Origin of the sequence: Neoalteromonas flava (assembly GCF_002807685.1) — a bacterium.
In the GTDB taxonomy this organism is placed as follows: domain Bacteria; phylum Pseudomonadota; class Gammaproteobacteria; order Enterobacterales; family Alteromonadaceae; genus Alteromonas_E; species Alteromonas_E flava.
This window is the reverse complement of the sequence record NZ_PEAX01000003.1, coordinates 813,178-831,829: the sequence shown is the minus strand read 5'-3', so window position 1 is coordinate 831,829 and position 18,652 is coordinate 813,178. Positions and strand designations below refer to the sequence as shown.

General features: G+C 44.1%; 14 protein-coding genes. 5 read left to right on the top strand and 9 right to left on the bottom strand.

What is annotated here, in order from left to right; translation table 11 throughout:
* Position 1: 1 nt before the first annotated feature.
* A complete protein-coding gene (locus CSH92_RS09700; RefSeq protein WP_100657383.1) occupies positions 2-751 on the top strand; it encodes a pseudouridine synthase in 750 nt (249 codons plus the stop codon).
* Here the strand turns inward: CSH92_RS09700 and CSH92_RS09695 are convergent.
* From CSH92_RS09695 to cmoA, 7 genes are all read right to left on the bottom strand, one after another.
* Positions 720-2,033, bottom strand: a complete 1,314-nt coding sequence (locus tag CSH92_RS09695) for an MATE family efflux transporter (protein ID WP_276307863.1) — start codon at positions 2,031-2,033, stop codon at positions 720-722. The two genes, CSH92_RS09700 and CSH92_RS09695, sit on opposite strands and share 32 nt — an antisense overlap.
* A gap of 174 nt (positions 2,034-2,207) precedes the next feature.
* Complete coding sequence (locus tag CSH92_RS09690) at positions 2,208-3,971, bottom strand: sugar phosphorylase (RefSeq protein ID WP_100657382.1); 1,764 nt, start codon at positions 3,969-3,971, stop codon at positions 2,208-2,210.
* 2 nt (positions 3,972-3,973) lie between these two features.
* A complete protein-coding gene (locus tag CSH92_RS09685) occupies positions 3,974-5,197 on the bottom strand; it encodes a glycosyltransferase family protein (protein ID WP_100657381.1) in 1,224 nt (407 codons plus the stop codon).
* 13 nt (positions 5,198-5,210) lie between these two features.
* Positions 5,211-6,038, bottom strand: coding sequence for an HAD-IIB family hydrolase (locus tag CSH92_RS09680; protein ID WP_100657380.1), 828 nt, complete (start codon positions 6,036-6,038; stop codon positions 5,211-5,213).
* Entirely contained in the window at positions 6,038-6,919 is an 882-nt protein-coding gene (locus tag CSH92_RS09675) for a kinase (protein ID WP_100657379.1), read from the bottom strand. The genes CSH92_RS09680 and CSH92_RS09675 overlap by 1 nt, the downstream gene beginning before the upstream one ends.
* A gap of 304 nt (positions 6,920-7,223) precedes the next feature.
* The gene (gene cmoB, locus CSH92_RS09670; RefSeq protein ID WP_100657378.1) at positions 7,224-8,204 is read right to left on the bottom strand and encodes a tRNA 5-methoxyuridine(34)/uridine 5-oxyacetic acid(34) synthase CmoB; all 981 of its coding nucleotides are present in this window, start codon (positions 8,202-8,204) and stop codon (positions 7,224-7,226) included.
* On the bottom strand, positions 8,204-8,929 hold the full coding sequence (gene cmoA / locus CSH92_RS09665; RefSeq protein ID WP_100657511.1) for a carboxy-S-adenosyl-L-methionine synthase CmoA: 726 nt from the start codon (positions 8,927-8,929) through the stop codon (positions 8,204-8,206). Before cmoA ends, cmoB begins: the two co-directional genes overlap by 1 nt.
* A 118-nt stretch (positions 8,930-9,047) precedes the next feature.
* Here cmoA and add point away from each other — a divergent pair, with 118 nt between their 5' ends.
* Both add and CSH92_RS09655 read left to right on the top strand, forming a co-directional pair.
* Complete coding sequence (gene add / locus CSH92_RS09660) at positions 9,048-10,043, top strand: adenosine deaminase (RefSeq protein WP_100657377.1); 996 nt, start codon at positions 9,048-9,050, stop codon at positions 10,041-10,043.
* A gap of 134 nt (positions 10,044-10,177) precedes the next feature.
* Positions 10,178-10,339 (top strand): YqaE/Pmp3 family membrane protein, encoded by a 162-nt coding sequence (locus CSH92_RS09655; protein ID WP_100657376.1) that lies wholly within the window; start codon positions 10,178-10,180, stop codon positions 10,337-10,339.
* 73 nt (positions 10,340-10,412) lie between these two features.
* Here CSH92_RS09655 and CSH92_RS09650 read toward each other — a convergent pair whose 3' ends face one another.
* Both CSH92_RS09650 and CSH92_RS17330 read right to left on the bottom strand, forming a co-directional pair.
* Positions 10,413-10,730, bottom strand: coding sequence for a hypothetical protein (locus CSH92_RS09650; RefSeq protein ID WP_100657375.1), 318 nt, complete (start codon positions 10,728-10,730; stop codon positions 10,413-10,415).
* A 449-nt stretch (positions 10,731-11,179) separates the two neighbouring features.
* Positions 11,180-16,066, bottom strand: a complete 4,887-nt coding sequence (locus CSH92_RS17330; protein WP_100657374.1) for a S8 family serine peptidase — start codon at positions 16,064-16,066, stop codon at positions 11,180-11,182.
* A gap of 419 nt (positions 16,067-16,485) precedes the next feature.
* Between CSH92_RS17330 and CSH92_RS09640 the strand changes: the two genes are divergently transcribed.
* Together CSH92_RS09640 and CSH92_RS09635 are read left to right on the top strand one after the other, a co-directional pair.
* A complete protein-coding gene (locus CSH92_RS09640) occupies positions 16,486-17,673 on the top strand; it encodes a thiamine pyrophosphate-dependent dehydrogenase E1 component subunit alpha (RefSeq protein WP_100657373.1) in 1,188 nt (395 codons plus the stop codon).
* Entirely contained in the window at positions 17,673-18,650 is a 978-nt protein-coding gene (locus CSH92_RS09635) for an alpha-ketoacid dehydrogenase subunit beta (RefSeq protein ID WP_100657372.1), read from the top strand. Before CSH92_RS09640 ends, CSH92_RS09635 begins: the two co-directional genes overlap by 1 nt.
* Positions 18,651-18,652 lie beyond the last annotated feature (2 nt).

Here is an 18,652-nt window from a genome sequence, read left to right as displayed (position 1 = left end):
TTTGCAGCCTAAACGTCTAAATAAATTCATCAGTGATTCAGGGTTTTGCTCGCGCCGCGAAGCAGACGCCTTGATCGCCGCTGGGCGAGTAACAATTAATGGCAAGGTACCTGAGCTTGGCACCAAGGTGACTGTTGGCGATCGTGTCTGTGTCGATGGCAAACCGATAGGTGCGGTGAAGCAAGATAAAAGTGACCGCGTTTATATTGCTTATCACAAGCCCGTCGGCGTTATTTGTACCACCGAGCGAAAGGTCAAAGGAAATATTATCGATGCCATCGGTTACAAGAAAACGCGGATCTTCCCTATCGGTCGATTGGATAAACCGTCTGAAGGTTTGATTTTACTCACCAGTGACGGTGATATCGTAAATAAAATTTTGCGCGCCGAAAATGCCCATGACAAAGTTTATCGGGTAACGGTAAACAAACCGGTCAATCCAAGATTTATCGCGAGAATGGCGAGTGGTGTACCCATTTTAAATACCATCACTAATCCGTGCGAAGTTAAAGCAGTGAGTCAAAATGGTTTTGAAATAGTGCTTACGCAAGGGTTGAATCGACAAATCCGGCGTATGTGCGAGTATCTTGGTTATGAAGTAAAACGCTTGATCCGTAAGCGTATTATGCACATTAGTTTGAAAGGATTGGCTCCCGGGCAATGGCGATATCTGACTGAGGACGAATTAAAAGCACTTAATGATGCGGTAAAAACATCAACTAAAGTTGCTGCTGGATCCGGCGCTGAATAATCGATACTCGATAACCTAGCATAATCGCAGCGCAACTTAAGCCGATAATAAATCCCATCCAAAAGCCTCGCGCTTGGAGTGGTTCAACAATCCAATCAGTTAATGCCAGTACCAGTCCCATAGGCAACCCGATCAACCAATAAGCGGTAAATGTGATCAAAAACATAGCTGTCGTATCTTTGTAACCGCGTAGTGCGTTAGCCGATATCGCTTGGATCGCATCGGAAAACTGAAATAACGCAGCAAGTAAAAGTAGCGGTGCTGCGTAATTGATAACGCTCAGTTCTTGCGTATACAGTGTAGGAATGAAGTAGCGTAACAGCACGGTTAATGATGCTGTGAAGATAGCGATGGTCAGGCCGAGTATTAATGCCGACTTTAACGCCAATCGCGCGTTATTGGGCTGTCTATGCCCAATTAAATAAGCGATGCGAATTGATACTGCCATGCCGATGCTCAGCGGAAACATAAACATCAATGAGGAAAAGTTGAGTGCGATTTGATGGGCTGCCACCGTTATGGCCCCGAAAGGAGCAAGTAGTAACGCGACAACTGAGAATAACGTAACTTCAAACAGGATTGTCATTGCGATCGGTAAGCCAATTTTAATGCACGCTATCATTTCACTGATATTAGGCTTAACAAGCTGCCTGAAGAGATAAATATGACGCAGTGTTCTACTGTTGTTGGCGTACAGAAGTGTCGCGATCATCATCATCCCGAACACCAGTGCAGTTGCCAAACCGCATCCAGCCCCGCCCATGGCAGGTAGGCCAAACCCACCATAAATAAACACGTAGTTAGCTGGAATATTGATCATCAATCCGAGCAACGTTATTAGCATGGTTGGCCGCGTCTGATTTAAACCTTCACAAAAGTTTCTCGCCCCCTGATAAAGAGCAAATGCAGGAGCAGACCATAATACAAAGGTCACATATTCAATGGTGATAACACGCAGTTCGTCAGCCATTGGTACCAGTGCTAATAATGGCTCGATAAATACGAGTAAAACGTACACCAATAAGCTAATGCTAAGCACACTCCAAATCGCTTGCTGGGTGGCATTCGCGATCTTATCAGTTTCACCTGCGCCATTTAGCCGCGAAATAATCGGTGGAATTGACAAAGCGATACCTTGGATAAACATCAGAATTGGCGTGGTAATACTAAACCCAATAGCCACTGCAGCCATGTCATTTGCTGAATAGCGACCGGCCATCATGGTATCTGCTACACCCATAAGCATTTGCGTAAGCTGTGCGATCAGTAATGGCCAAGCCAAATGAACTACTTGCTTAAGCTCAGATTGTAAGGAATGAGTGTGCAGCACTGGTTACGTTTCATAAAACTACAGTATCTGCGCAGTCTAGCGGATAGCACTCATTAAATCGATAGACGTATTCTGAGCAAGCTCTACTCGTTTATCGTTTGAATAAAATGAATTGCCACAGATTGCTTAAACAAACTCTTGATGATTGCTGATCCAGACTGTTTGATAGGGTGCTAGGTTTAACATCACATCTGCCAGATTAATTGAGTCACCAGTGATCAGGTCAATCCAATTGTCCGTGCCTATCAAGTTAATATCTGATAGGGCAATCGTTTGTGGCTTATCAGAGACATTTGAAATACAAAAGATACTTTGATGCCGTTTAAGACTTTGCCGCCAATAGCCAAATATTTGATCTCCTAACTGCAAAGTAAATTGGGTTGCGTTGGGGTGAAAAGCGGGTTGTGCCTTCCGGATCCGAATTAGTTGCGATAGTCTGGTTAGAACTTTATGGTGCTGGGTTTTTGGATCATCCAGTAATGCTTCAAGTTCATTGAATTGCCAGCGGCGTCGATTGATTGAGCGATTCTGGCCGGTATGCTCGACCTTTTCATAATCGTTCGATGTGGCGATGAGACTGTGTATGTAAATCCCAGGAATGCCCTCTAAACCAAGCATGATGGCATGGGCACAAATGAAGCGATCTATTTGGTAGCGATCCGGTCCTTTAACTGTACCTTGGAGCGCATCAAACAGGGTAATGTTTATTTCATAAGGTTTTTGTTGGCCCATATCGGATGTGCGCCAACTGACTCGACCACCAAAGTTTTGCATGGTTTGCACCAATGACGCTATTTCCAAATCCGTCAGCAGACCCTCAGCTGGACGCAATCCAATCCCATCATGCGATGCAATAAAGTTAAAGTAGGTCGTACCATTTTGTGCTGGAGGCATGGTCATCAGCCATCCCTTCAAGTAACGACAGTCACCAGTTACCAATGTATTAACAAGTAGTGGTGGCAAGGAAAAATTATAAATTGCGTGAGCTTCATTAGCGTTACCAAAATAGGTCAGATTCTCTCGGTTTGGGATATTGGTTTCGGTAATAATGATTGCGTTGGGGGCACGGTTCTCAATTAATGTTCTGAGTAAACGAATCACTTCATGAGTTTGCGGTAAGTTAATGCAGCTTGTACCAATCTGCTTCCATAAAAACGCCACCGCATCAAGCCGGAAAAGCGTGGCTCCTTGTTGCAGATAGTCACGAATAATGGCAACAAAGGTAGTTAAGACGGCAGGGTTACGAAAATCGAAGTCGACCTGATCGTGCGAAAAGGTGCACCATACATGTTCGAGTCCACGTGGTGTTTCAGTCTCACGTAACAGGGGAGACGTGCGTGGTCTCACGACTTTGGAAAGGTCATCTTCTAGCTGGGCGGTGTAGAAAAAGTCATGACCTACACCTTCGCCTTTAATAAAGTTTTCAAACCACATACTGCGCGCAGAGCAATGGTTAATGACCAGATCAAACATTAAGCCATAGTGATCAGCCAAGTCATTGATATCATGCCAATCGCCCAGTGCTTGGTTGACCGTAGAGTAGTCGATAACCGAAAACCCATCATCTGAACTGTACGGATAAAACGGTAATATATGCACTTTATTTATGCTATTAACACAATATCGCTGCAGAAATTTGTGCAGCGTTTTAAGCGGTTGAGCACCTTCTTCAATAATACTATCGCCGTAGGTGATCATCATTATGTCTTGCTCATTCCAGAGGTTGCGATGGGCCTCTGGTAGATACGGTGGCTCGACAGTCGTTATTCCCATTGTTGCAATCAACTGGTCCGCTAATGCTGCGTAGTCAGAAACCGCGTCAACTTGGTCGTAGATACACGCGAGATGATGTACAACTTTGTCTTTTAAAACCGCGATTGCGTCAGTCATGACTAGGCTCCAAATTCTTTTGCGTCGAGTTCTACGGCTTCTTTCAGGCGTGGGAACACATCAGGCATCGCACTATTTACGCGGTTCCAACTTGGAATAAACGGTGTTTCCATTGGATTTTCAAGAAAGCTTTGGCCCGCTTTCATAATGTTTTGGGCAAACATCTCCACCGCTTTTTCTTCATTGTGGATATCCAGTTTAAGTCCATTCATTACTGCATCATTGTGATAAGTTTCTATAAAATCGAGGGCAATTCTAAAATAGGTCGCTTTGATTGAACGGAACATTTCAGTACTAAACGTATGCCCTTGAGTAGCCAGCTTTCTGAATAAGGCTTTAGTGATATCGATGGACATTTTGGATAATCCACCGGCATCGTTGTTTAAACTAAGATCTTGATGCTTATGATCATAAACTCTCGCGATATCAGCCTGACACAATCGGTTGTGATTGTAATTGCGATGCATTTCAGACAACACACCAATTTCTAAACCCCAGTCACTGGGAATGCGAATATCATTTAGTACATCGCGGCGGAAAGAGAACTCGCCGGCTAACGGATAGCGAAAACTATCCATGAATTGTAGATATTCATTGTAACCACAGGTTCTCTGCAAGGCTCGGATCAACGGCGTTACTAACAAACGAGAGACGCGGCCATTGATTTTGCCGTTCGCGACACGGGCATAGTAGCCTTTACAGAATTCGTAGTTAAATTGCGGATTGGCGACCGGATAAATTAACCGAGCGAGTAGGGCTCTGTCATAAGTCAATATATCGCAATCATGCAACGCGACACTTTCAGATTTACCTGAAGCGAGAATATAGCCCATGCAATACCAGACATTGCGACCTTTGCCCATTTCCTTGGGCGCTAGGGATAGCGCCTGCAGTTCTTCATCGAGCGCTTTCAAGCGCGGACCATCATTCCAAAGGATACGGTGATGCTGTGGCAACTTACCAAAAAACTTAAGCGCGTGTTCATATTGAGATTGGCTGGCCCGATCCAGCCCAATCACGATTTCATTCAAGTAAGGCACTTCACATAAGTGATCCACAATGGTCGGTAAAGCATCTCCTTCGAGCTCTGAAAAGAGTGAGGGTAAGATAAGTGCCATTGGACGCTTTTTACCGAACTCCATAAGTTCAGCTTCAAGCGCTTCTACTGGACGCTCAGACAAGTTATGCAATGTTGTTACGATACCGTTTTGATAAAAGTCAGCCATAGGTACTCCAGAATTAGTCGAGCGTTAAAAGTTTACTAAGTGCTTCAGCCCAACCTGCAGGGCCAAACGCTTGTGTGGTGTAAACCCGATCTGATCGGGTTAGTGCAGGGGGCGTGTGCACGGGAGAAAGGACTCGAACGGCAATATCAGCTTTTTCGAGCATAGCAATATCGTTCTTTCCATCGCCTAATGCGACTGTGGTTGGTTCAGAGTCAAGATGGTCAGCATATAGCTTTGTTAGCCATTGCATTGCCATCCCCTTATTGCAATCGCCGCAAATATGGATAAATCGGCCGCCCTCTACCGGACTTGCTCCCATTGATTCAAGCTGTTTGATGAATCGGTGTTTCTGCTCATCGTTACCTAACCATGCTACCGGTTCACCAAATTCTCGTTGCGCAGCTTTACTTGCGTTTTTACGTGTTAAGCCTGTTAGCTCTTGAATACCATTAATACCAAGCGTGCTAAAGCTTTTGAAACACCCTTTATAATTTCCAGCCACGCGATTTAACAAACCAACCCAATGCTGGTGTGGGTGGGTAAACACTTTGCGCATAAAACCCTGATGAGGCGAATGCTCTAGCTGGGAGGAATTGAGTTCTTCAGCAATAGCATTAGGAAAATAGCAAGCGGCGCCATTTTCCGTGATAAGCGGCGCATTTAATGCCAACTGTTCCGCGATATCAATGACCTCGAAAAAAGTTTTACTGGTATTGATTATTACAGGAATATCACGTGCTTTTAGTACTTGTAGCATAGGGAGAGCCGACTCACTCTCATAAGAGTAATGGTCAAGCAAGGTTCCATCCAAATCGGTGAATATCAGATATGGCGTGATCATTACAAATACTCTGCCATGACTTTAGTAATGTTACGCTGATTGTCTAATTCAAAAAGACAGTTTGTTTTAGCCGGTAGGGTTTGCAATATATGCTTAGTTATGCGCTCAAAATAACTAACAAAGCGAACTATTTCCTCGTCGTTCATTAGCCCTTGAGCTTGTGCTAGATCACTTTGCATTTTTCTGAGCTTAGCTTCCTGCTCGATGCGCCATTTTACGACACAGTCAAAATTGGGCGCTTTTAACATGACCCAATAATTCATTAACTTCTGTAAAGGCACGTAATGGTTGCGTAACGCTGCATTGGAATATTCGCGCCAAACACCAAGTCCATCTTCATTGTGTTCAAGCTCATTTACCGCTAAAGCTAAAGCCGTCGTTTCTTGCGGTTCAGCCCCCCAACACCAACCTTCAAATAGCACTACGTCGACGGGTGCATTAACCACAGGCCAATCGAGTACAGAGAACGGATCGTCGGTGGCTTTATTAAATCGAGGTATTGATACCGTACCATACTCACCAAGCTGTTGAAGTGTCTTAGCTAACAGTGAAATATCGTGAGTACCAGGCACGCCTCGTGTTTTAAGTAATGGATGTACTTTTACCGCCAGCGCCATGCGGTCTGTTTTGGATAGATAAAAATCATCCAATGATAATGTAACGGTGTTAAGGCCTTTGCCTTGTTGAAGGTATAAGGTTAGGTATTGTGCCAGCGTCGATTTCCCGGATCCCTGTGCACCATTTATTCCAACGTAAAAAGGTTTTCTTGCACCATCGCAGTGCATAGCAATGGCATCTCCGAGAGGGTTGAACCATTTTTGTGCAAACGCTAGGTAATCATGTGACAACAAGTTTGATTCTAAAAAACCGCTGTAGTCCATACATAACCTTAATCTTGGCAGTAATTGTAAAACGTATTGCATAAGTATAAACAACTACTGTGCCAATAAAGGCAAATGCTCGGATCCTTCTGGCAAGATAGTCTCGAGTATAGAGCCAGTGTATGTCCGAAACGATTATTTCAGTATTAGACTTTTTGATTCCGCAGGGCTTACAGTTCGTATAACTTGGCTTTATTGATATAGCTAACTAGTCTGGGAATGTTGATTGTTCTGCGCATTGGTGAGTAATTTGGAACTGACATGAGTGTTCCTTATTGACCAATGCCGCTGTAGGTCAGAGCGCTTAGCGTTTAGTGGCAACAATCACTGAACGTAATGGAGCAGGGTAGCCTTCTATCGTTTTGGTGCTATCAGTGGGGTCAAGAAAATCACTCAGTGATTGGTTTTGCATCCACTCAGTTTTACGCTGTTCATCAAGGCTAGTAAGATTTGTATCAACTACGTGAATATCAATAAAACCTAACCGAGATAACCAGCGTTTTAGTGCTTCATTACTAGGTAAAAACCAAACATTTCGCATTTGTGCATAACGATCAGTTGGCATAAGCACCGTATCAGCATTACCTTCGACTATTAAGGTTTCTAAAATAAGTTGACCGCCAGATTTGAGTTGGTTCTTGAGTTCGGTTAGAAATGCGATGGGATCGCGGCGATGATACAAAACACCCATCGAAAATACGCTGTCAAACCCATTTAAAACAGGCATTTCCTCGATCCCAAGAGGCAGCATGTGGATAGGCGCATCCCCGTAAAAGTGTTTGATAGCGTAAAACTGCGCTAAAAAAAGCGGTGTTGGATCGATACCAATAACTAGCTTTGCGTTGGCTCCTAACATGCGCCAAAGGTGGTATCCACTGCCACAACCTACATCTAAAACCGTCTTGTTGTTTAAATCTGCGATATGTGGAATAACACGATCCCACTTCCAGTCTGAACGCCACTCGGTGTCAATATGAATATCGCAAACATTAAATGGTCCTTTACGCCAGGGCATGAATTTTTTCAATAACGAATGAACTCGGTTTCTATCCTGTTCATTTAAATCGCTGTGCTGGCCAATTGTTACTTCATGTTTAATGTCTGTTACGCTTGGATTAATCTCGGGCAACTGGTTAATGAGCCGACTGAGCTTTATAACCTCTTCACTGCGGTGAGAGTTAATCCATTGCTGTAGTTGCCCAGGTAGTTGAGTCATCCATGCGTCTACCGACGAACCAATAATGTCGTGATAACACGCATTAAACCAGTCTTGTGGAGTTTTCATCACTTTATTGCCACCATAGAGCAGAAGTTATATTGCTGCTGTGTGACAGTCACCGCGCTAAACCCTGCACGGGTTAAACGCGCTTGATGTTCTTCTAACGTATTGAGTTGCATGACATTTTCCAGAGCAGCGCGTTTTTGGCTAATTTCTAACTCACTGTAACCATTGGTTCTTTTAAACTGATGGTGAAGATCGATTAAGAGCGCATCAGCATCAGGTTGAGGATGCTTAATCTTTTCGCTAAGTACTAAAATACCGCCACACTCGAGCCCAGCATATATCCGCTTGATCAGTTCGTCCCGCTTGGCTAATGGCACGAATTGTAGGGTGAAGTTCATGATCACCATACACGCATTGGAAATCTCAATTTCCGTTATGTCATTTTCAAATAGACTGATATGCGCCGCATGTGAAAATTGTCTTATGTAGCGTTGACAACGCTGTAGCATGGCAGCAGAGTTGTCTATTGCATAGATTTCATTTTGGTGGCGACTACCGTGTGCTGCAGCGAGACTAGCAGCGCCAAGTGAACAACCTAAATCGTAAATGCGTGAGTTAGGTTTAGCAAAACGCTCACTTAATTGTTCAATGATGCGCAAAATATTATCGTAACCAGGCACCGAACGGGAAATCATATCCGGAAATACATCAGCCACTTGGTCATCAAAACTAAAATCTTCGACCTTATTAAGTGGTTGCGAAAATAGTGTGTCGGTTTTACTCATAGTACTTTGCGTTTTTTTCAAAGCCGGCATTTTACGTGAAAAAGGTCATTTTCCAAAGCATGCAATTTACTTAATCGTCTGGTAGTTTAGAGTTCTAATAGCAATTAAAAGGATCCCTATGTTCAACCCGTCTTTACCCGTAATCGATTTGCACCGCCATCTGGACGGGAATATTCGCCCAGACACTATCTTGGATTTGGGGCTTCAACACGGTGTTACTCTGCCAGCACAATCGATTGAAGCGCTTATTCCACACGTCCAAATATTGGACAAGACAAGCGATTTGTTAGCCTTTTTGCAAAAACTTGATTATGGTGTTTCGGTACTTGCTGATGTAGACGCATGTTATCGTGTTGCTTTTGAAAATATGTTAGATGCACAACAAGAAGGCTTAGATTACGTCGAACTGCGATTCTCTCCCTACTATATGGGCATGAACCATAATCTGTCTCCAGGCGCTGTGACTGAGGCGGTTATACAAGGTGTGCAAGATGGTGTTAAAGCAACAGGAGTGAAAGCAAATCTTATAGGCATCCTAAGTCGCACCTTCGGGCAGGAAAAGTGTCAGTATGAATTAGATGGTTTATTAGCCCATAAACAGCATGTCACAGCACTCGATTTGGCCGGTGATGAGTTAGGTTATCCGGCAGAGTTATTTGAGCAACACTTTGCTGCAGCACGTAAAGCTGATTGGCGGATTACCGTTCATGCCGGTGAGGCTGACGGACCCAGCAGTATTCGCCGCGCCATAGATTTGTTGGGCGCTGAACGCATCGGACATGGCGTTGCCGCCATTAAAGATGAGCAATTAATGGCCGAACTAGCCAACAAGTGCATCGCGATTGAATCTTGCCCAACCTCTAATTATCAAACCTCCACATACGTTGATATTGCTAACCATCCAATGAAAACATTCTTTGAGCATGGTTTGTTAGTCACTATCAACACTGATGATCCTGGCGTTTCTGCGATTGATTTAGCTAATGAATATAAAGTTGCTAAAGAAACGATTGGCCTGAGTCAAGAAGACTTGGATCGTATTCAACTCAATGCCTTAGAGGCTGCGTTTTTATCTGAAGGTGATAAGCAACAATTGAAAGTTGCGAAATCCTAGTAGTACGATTGATTAACTGACATAACAATTTTTAGCGGCATAAAAAATGGCGTTTGATAAAATTTATGTACAAATGTTCAGGCTTGGATGAAACTACAATTTGGGAATGTAAAAAACTATAACGAGGAAATCGAATGAATCAATTAGTGATGATAATTTTGTGTCTTTTACTACCGTTTGTAGCTGTTTTGATCAAGCACGGTCTAGGCAAGGACTTTTTGATTAATATCTTATTGTGTATCCTGGGGTACATACCCGGAGTGATCCACGCGCTTTGGTTAATTACCAAGAAGTAATAAAGACAGTGATAGAAAAACAAAAAAAGGTTCCGAAGGAACCTTTTTTCTTAATACTTCTAGCGAAATAAAATCACTGGCCGACCGCGGAGTTTCCAATAAGATCAGACCCAACCACTGTTGTTTGTGGCAACCGTTTAACGAAGAGGGTGCCGTTCTCAATCTGTGAATTTGCGTGTTGCGCAGATAAACAATAGCGATTGGATTTCACGATTGAGGATTTTACTTCGTTGGCGATCCCCCTTGCTTTTTTCTGTACAGCAAGATTGGCACTTGGATTCCCAACTTGGCACGTATTTGTGTCGATGGAGCCTGAGCTTGCATTAGCAGCTGCACTGAATAACACACCAATTAATGCGCTTGATAGAACGGTTTTAGCTATTTTCAACATGAGCATCCCCTTAATTCAATACTTATTAAAGCTCCTCGTTCGTCAGGGTTAAATGCCCAAAGGTATACCTGCGTATAGATTTTGATACGTTTATAATGCCACTCCTGTTTCTGCAGTGGAAGGTGAATTGCCAAAGAACATCGATTTCAAATGAAGATATCTTTAAACGCCACATGAATGTTTAACGACAATAGCTCAAACGATTCGGGTAAATAAATTTACCAGAACCCCTTAAAAATCTGCCTCATACTTTTCTACAAATAATGTTATGACTGTTTTGATGAATCACGGAGTAAGAAAGACTTACTTTAGAGTATGACTAATCTCTCGTGCCCTCAATAATATGTAGGGCTCATTAATGCAAAAATCCAGGGAAATAGGGGTTTTAATGCCGGTCATAAAAAAAGGGCCACAATCTGTGGCCCCTTCCTAATTAATCACGTAAGTGATTAGTGAGTCGTCTTTCTTCTACGTAACCAAACGACTGGCACAAGGAGTAGGGCAATCCAACCCATGCTACCAGCTTTCTTATTACGTACTTGAACAGAAACCACTTCAGTTGTTGTATTTAGACCATCTGTTGCAACTACTTCGAACGATACTGAGGTATCAGAGTTGGTCGCTGGGGCAACAGTAGTGTATGTCGTTCCTTCAACACCATTAATGGTTACTGTAACCGCGTCACCTTCGTTGTCTGTAGTAGATACCGTCACACGGATAGTATCGCCTTCAACAACAGATGTAGGAGCACTTACAGCAATTTCAGGCGGTAGGTTATTCATAACCATAACGTTTGCAGTTGCTGTCACGGAGTTACCATTAGAATCAGTGGCAGTCATTTCAAGTACTACCATTGAGTCTTCGGTAACTTCTGGAGCCATAAGGATAGCTTCTGCTAAACCATTACCAGCAATCACAGCAGCAGGGCCAGATACTTGCTTCCACAAGATCTCTACTTCATCACCATTTGGCTCAGTTACAGTTCCAGGTAGATCCAGCTCAGTAAGCTCAACTACTGAAAGGTCGGCAACAACCATACCATCGATAAGTGCAACAGGAGGACCTTCTACCTGAATATCATCGAACAGTTCAGTCGCCACAGATGTTGTACCTGGGAATGCTTCTTCAGTACCACCTTTGAATACTTGAGACATAGCCATCATCTGGATAGGTCCACCTGCATTATCTGCGTCAACAGCGACTTCAAACGAGAGCATAGTAGGGTCATCTGGAACATCTTCTAACCACATACATACGGCAAATTCGTCTTGAACACTTGCCACTATGCTGCCGATACGCTTCGATGAATCAAAGTCATATGGAGAGTAGAGGCCTGTGCCACCTGAAGTACCAGTAGTGCTTTCATAACCTACAGTAGTAGGAATGATGTCACCAAAACCGTGTACTACATCTGTATAAACATAAGTAATATCAGGGATTTGGCCACCACCACCAGCGCGGGTAATAACAACTTGGAAGTCAGCTTTATCGCCAACTGGAACACCACCAGATGTCCAGCGAGTTTCCATGTTGTCCCACTCAACAATAATAAATGAAGAGTTAGACGCCACGGTTAAACCAGAGTCAGCAGCTAGATTGAATTGCATGTTTCTCCAAAGTGGAGCCATCACACCATTCGGCGCTTCTGAATCAGGCAATAATTGGTTTACAAACGGGTTTGCACCAGGATTGCTATCCAATGTAATAAAGCCATCGTCAGATACACCAAATCCAGTCATTGGCGAACCAAGATAGTTAAAGCCAAGCGAGTAGGTTGGGAACTGTGCGTTTCCATCGATCGACGGATCTAAGTTAATACCTAGAGCGGCTAAGTCAAGGTAACCGCCAAATGGGCTGGCACACATTGCATCACTGTCATTCGTAGTTATACGGTAAGTCGGTTCCTGACCAAACAATGAAGGTTGTGAAACCATCCACGTTAGGGTATCACCATCGACTACTGCAGAGGTACTGCCGTCAACCAGGCTAACACCTTCAGGAAGAGTTACTGATACCTGATAATCGCGATCTTCTGGTGTGAAGTTAGGCGCTACTGCAACAGTAAACGGTACGGTGTCACCTGGTTCTGCGCGGTCTTCTTGTGAACTGATAACGTACACATCATCTTGACCACGATAGAGATCAACACCGATTAGACCTAGGTTACCTGCGTTGTCTGCAGATGTACCCAGTTCAATTGCACCGAAGTACATATCGCCTTCAGCACCATCGGCTAGATCCCACGTCAATCGCATTTCGAATGGCGTTAAACCAGGCACAGTGCTTGGTCCATCAACCATTAGGTTGTCGCCAACTTCACCGTCAACCATCGCATAGTTCAGGTTGAAAGTATCTTCAGCATCTTCGCTTGAAGCAGCCCAGTTTTGAACAATCAACCAATAGAAACCAGCTTCTGGTTCCATCAAGTCAACCAATTCATCTGCACTTGCTGTCGCACTTACACCAACAACTTCATCACCCGTAGGAATACCGTCCGCGTTGCGGTCGATAACTACGAACAAGTCGAGGTCTGGTGAAGTCGAATCTGAAGTACTGGCAAACAAACGTTTGGCACCTTCAGGCACGTCAACAGTGGTAATGAACAAGCCGTCTTCAAGGTCATCCAAGATAGACGAGTTATTACTATCCTGCGCAACACTGCCTTCCACTACAGTAGCTTTGGTCAAACCAAATGAGGTGGCAGTGAAATCAGTGATTTCAACAGATAGCAAATCAGTTACTAGGAAAGAATCTTGGTTACGTTTTGCTTCCATCTCTAGCGTATCAGGGATATTACCCAAAGACGCAACTACTGATACTGGTAAGTGCAGATCAGGTGAACTGTCTGACGTTAAGTTAACGATACCGAAAGACCATACATCGCTTTCAGCGTTGAATACGTCAACAGTAATTTCAAGCTCTTGGCTTTCACCAGCAGCTAGCGTGAACGTTTCAGGGCTGACTGAAACCACAACGCCATCAGAAATCGCACCACCAGCAGCCGTCCAGTTGCCATCTTTTGTTGCTGTAACGGTACGAGTCCATGTACATACGCCAACGCAGTTGGTATCGGTAACACTTGGAATATTAAGTGATCTAGGCTCACCACCAGCGTTAGGATTAGCATTAACGTAGTTTTGAGCGGTTTCGTCCATGACTAATCCAGCTTGGACCGCTAAATCAACTTGAACTCTACCTGAACCCATGTCGAACCAATCACCAGGAGTAACACCATCTTCTTTTATCACAGTCGGTGTGGCAGTCATTGCTAAGGCTGAACGGATATTATCAGGTGACCAATTAGGCTTAGCACTTTTAACTAGTGCTGCTGCACCCGCTACGTGAGGAGAGCTCATCGATGTACCTGAAAGGTAATCAAAGTCACCGGCCGCAGGTTCATGTCCATCATGACCAAATTGCTGATCGGCGTACGCCGCGTAAATATTTACGCCAGGACCAGTAATGGTAGGAGTAAGTGTTGAAATCGTTGTACTAGGTCCCTTTGAAGAGAAACCAGCTAATACATCAACTCTACTTGGGTCTATCACTAACTCGCCGCTGGATGCAGCAATTGTTGCAGTATGACCTTCGCCCGATGCCAACCAAGCTTTTAAAGCATCACCATCGTCAGCACTGATATGAATACCTGGGATGACATACGCATCACTGTTAAGCGAGGTTGCACCGCCTTGTAAATTGGCTAGAACATAACCACCAGCGCCACCATCGGCTACATTAACAGCTTTTTGTACTCGAGCGATTGAGCCACGGTCACAAACTACGATTTCGCCGCTAAATGTTCCAGCTGGGAATGGCTCAAGACATTGCGCTGGGTCGTCATCCGAATTCGGATTTTCATAGTCGCCAGCGTATACGATAGACGCCGTTATGCCACCAGAATTACTCACTCCGTCGATGTCTGCAAGGTCAGAATCACCGCCAGTGAACGTACCAATAGATTTTGCATACTCTACTGATCGACCATGCTCAGCAGCTGCAACCGCAGTGTACCAGGGTGCATGCTTCGGAGTGGTTGACGCACCAGGGCCACCGTTACCGGCAGAAGTTGCAACAAAAATACCGGCATTTCGCGCTGAGAGGTAAGCTAACTCTGTGGAACTTCCCCATGAGAAACCACCGCCACTTATAGAGTAGTTAATTACATCTACACCATCAGCTATTGCCGATTCAATACCAGCAGCAATTGCGGCACCAGGGCAATCTCCATAAGTATCTCCTGCTTGGCTTCTACCACCAAAACAAACTTGGTATGAAATGATATTTGCTCGAGGAGCTACACCTGAAATTCGGTCGAAGACGAATCCAGTTGGAACGCCAGAACTTTCCACTGCACCAAACTCTGGTGTTGACTCAGGGACGTCATACAAGATGTTTCCTGCAGCAGTACTGGCAACGTGAGTACCGTGACCGCCATAGTCTTCACCGTTCTTTGGAAGGTTAGGTGGGAAAACGGATGTGTCATCATAGTTATCTGTAATAACTGGATAACTGTACACACCAATTAGTTTGTCATTGCAGAGGCTCGCAAAATCGCCTGCACAATCACCCAAATAGACCCCCTCACCAAGCGGGTTTTCATGGTCATAGCCGTCGCCAGAAATGTCTGCAAAGCTATCGTGATCAGTATTAATACCGCTATCGATTATACCTACTACTACGCCTTCACCAGCTACGCCCACACCATTATCAGGAGCGCTACCATCCCAAACAGCGGGTGCGCCAATTAATCCAGGTCCAGTATCAGTGTCTAATGTGAAAAGTTGATCTCTTTCAACAAACTTTACACCCGGTAATTTCGCTACCTGTTCTGCCTCTGAAGGAGTTAAGCTTATCGCTGCAGCGTTGAGCGCATACTTATAACGTGCTAACAGCTTAGCGTTACTTGCTAACTCGGTAACGGCGTCAAGGGTTTCATTCTGGTTTCGTTCAAGAAAGGATGAATACGCAACGACTTCTGGTGAATTTACATCCAACTTTGAAGAGTTTGATTTGACACCTTTAAGTTCAAAAGATGCCCCTGGGCTGGTCGCTTCTAATCCCTCTACACCACCGTCATAGAGCGCCACTGGGGCATTGTTAAAATGAACGATATAGGTGTAAGGCTTGTTCTCTAACCCTTTTTCAATTTTAAATTTTTCTTCAAAATTAAAATTGGTATAGCTAACACCCTTATTAATTGATTTGGGACTGGCTGCTTTCAATGCGCTTCTGTCGATGTTGAAGCCAGCTTGACTAGCATTCGCTAATTCTGTCGCTGAATGAACTGACATCGACATCAACGCTGCTGAGACAGCTAATGTCACTTTATGGTTCACAGGTTAACCTCCGTCTTCCTGATATGGGAATATGTCCCTGGATTGAGTTGATTATTGTTATTTTTTGAGCGATGTAGACTTTCACTCAAGAAAACGCCAAAAAAATGGCGATTACATAGTTCTAGCACAAATATTTCACATATGTAATGTAATTTAGGTAATAAATTATCAACTGATACAACGTTTTATTTGATGAATTTTGCTCTGAACGAAATTAAATTTTTCATAAATCCGGACAAAATGAGAATGCATCTTCACAACTTTGAATTTGTAGGATAATCATCCCGATTTTGTTAACAATTCAGAAACATAATTATTGTTGAATCCAGAGAAGGTTACGTAAAAAGCAACACCGACATTCGGTGATTCGCGTACTATTCTTCCATTATCCCTACACCTAAAAATACAGCGGAGTTTCCATGAACGACCGTAACCATTTATCCAACGTGGCGTCCACTCAAACGCTTAACGTCATCGCAAATGGCATCGTTGATATTCCAATGCTACAGATTTTGGATGAACAAGGTAGCGTTATAAGTAAGGCTGAAGCGCCTAAAATAGAAAAAGATAAAGCAGTAAAAATATTGCGCACAATGGAATACATTCGACTACTAGATGAGCGAATGATTGCTGCGCAACGTCAAGGTCGGATTAGTTTTTATCTTGCTTGCACAGGGGAAGAGGCTGCAACGACTGCCAGTGCGGCTGCACTTGCTGATCAAGACATGATTATGTCGCAGTATCGTGAGCAAGCGGCGCTAGCGTATCGGGGCTACCGTACCGAACAATTCATGAACCAAATGTTTAGTAATCGTTTGGACCCTAATAAAGGTCGTCAAATGCCTATCCATTATGGTGATAAGGCGCTTAATTTTATGACGATTTCTTCGCCATTAGGTACCCAGATCCCGCAAGCATCAGGATATGCATACGGCCAACGTCTTGCGGGTAATGACGCAATTACGATTTGTTATTTTGGCGAAGGCGCGGCATCCGAGGGCGATTTTCATGCAGGTTTGAACATGGCCGCAGTATTAAATTGTCCAGTCATATTTTTCTGTCGTAATAATGGGTATGCGATTTCCACCCCAGCAGAAGAACAATTTGCCGGTGATGGGATTGCATCACGCGGCATTGGGTATGGTATCAAAACGATAAGAGTGGATGGCAATGATGTTCTGGCAGTATACGCGGCGACAGAAAAAGCACGTGAAATTGCGCTGGCCGAAAACTGTCCAGTGCTAATCGAAGCTATGACCTATCGACTTGCAGCGCATAGCACGTCAGACGATCCAACCGGCTACCGCTCGAAAGAAGAAGAAGCGAAATGGCGAGATAAGGACCCAATTCACCGCTTTAAGCAATGGGTGATTGATAATGGTTGGCATGATGAAAAAGCCCATGACGCATTTTTGACCGAAACCCGACAAGAAATCCTCGCCGCAGTAAAAGTAGCGGAAAAGGTAGACATATGCCCATTGGACGACATGGTGAATGATGTTTATGACCAAGTGCCGTGGCATCTGAAAGAACAATTAGATTCACTAAAATCACATATTCGGAAGTACCCAGATGCATATCCAAAAACAGCAAAGGAGTTTGAATAATGGCTAAAATGAATCTTTTGCAAGCCATCAACAATGCCCTTATTTTGGAAATGGAACGGAATGAGAAGGTAGTAGTTTTTGGTGAAGACGTTGGACACTTTGGTGGCGTTTTCAGAGCGACAAGTAATCTGCAAGAAAAATTTGGTAAACAGCGCTGCTTTAACTCTCCATTAACAGAGCAGGGGATCATTGGATTTGCTAACGGGTTAGCATCACAGGGTTCATATCCGATCGCTGAAATTCAATTCGCTGACTATATTTTCCCAGCATTCGATCAAATTGTTAATGAAACAGCTAAGTTCCGCTACCGTTCTGGTGGCCAATTTACCTGCGGTTCGTTAACGATTCGTACCCCTTATGGCGGCGGTATTGCTGGCGGTTTGTATCATTCACAATCACCGGAAGCCTATTTTGCGCATACACCGGGCATGAAAATTGTTGTACCGCGGAACCCATATCAAGCGAAGGGGCTTTTACTGGCGTCAATTCGCGATGATAACCCGGTCTTATTTATGGAGCCAAAGCGCTTGTATCGTGCTTCCGTGAGTGATGTTCCCGAAGAAGATTACACACTGCCATTGGGCAAAGCTGATGTTGTTGAAGAAGGTAATGATATTACTCTTTTAGCATGGGGCGCACAGATGGAAGTTATTGAGAAAGCTGCTGGGATGGCGCGAGAAGACGGCGTCAGCTGTGAAGTTATTGATTTGCGCAGTATTCTCCCGTGGGACGTTGAAACCATTGCAGCTTCAGTGATGAAAACGGGCCGGTTACTGATCAATCATGAAGCTCCACAAACCGGCGGGTTTGCTAGTGAAGTCGCCGCGACAATTCAAGATAAGTGTTTCTTGTATTTGGAAGCGCCGATTGCAAGGGTTTGTGGTCTTGATACACCATACCCGCTTGCCCATGAGAAGGAATATATGCCTGATCACTTGAAAACCTACGAAGCCATTATGCGCACAATGAACTACTGAGG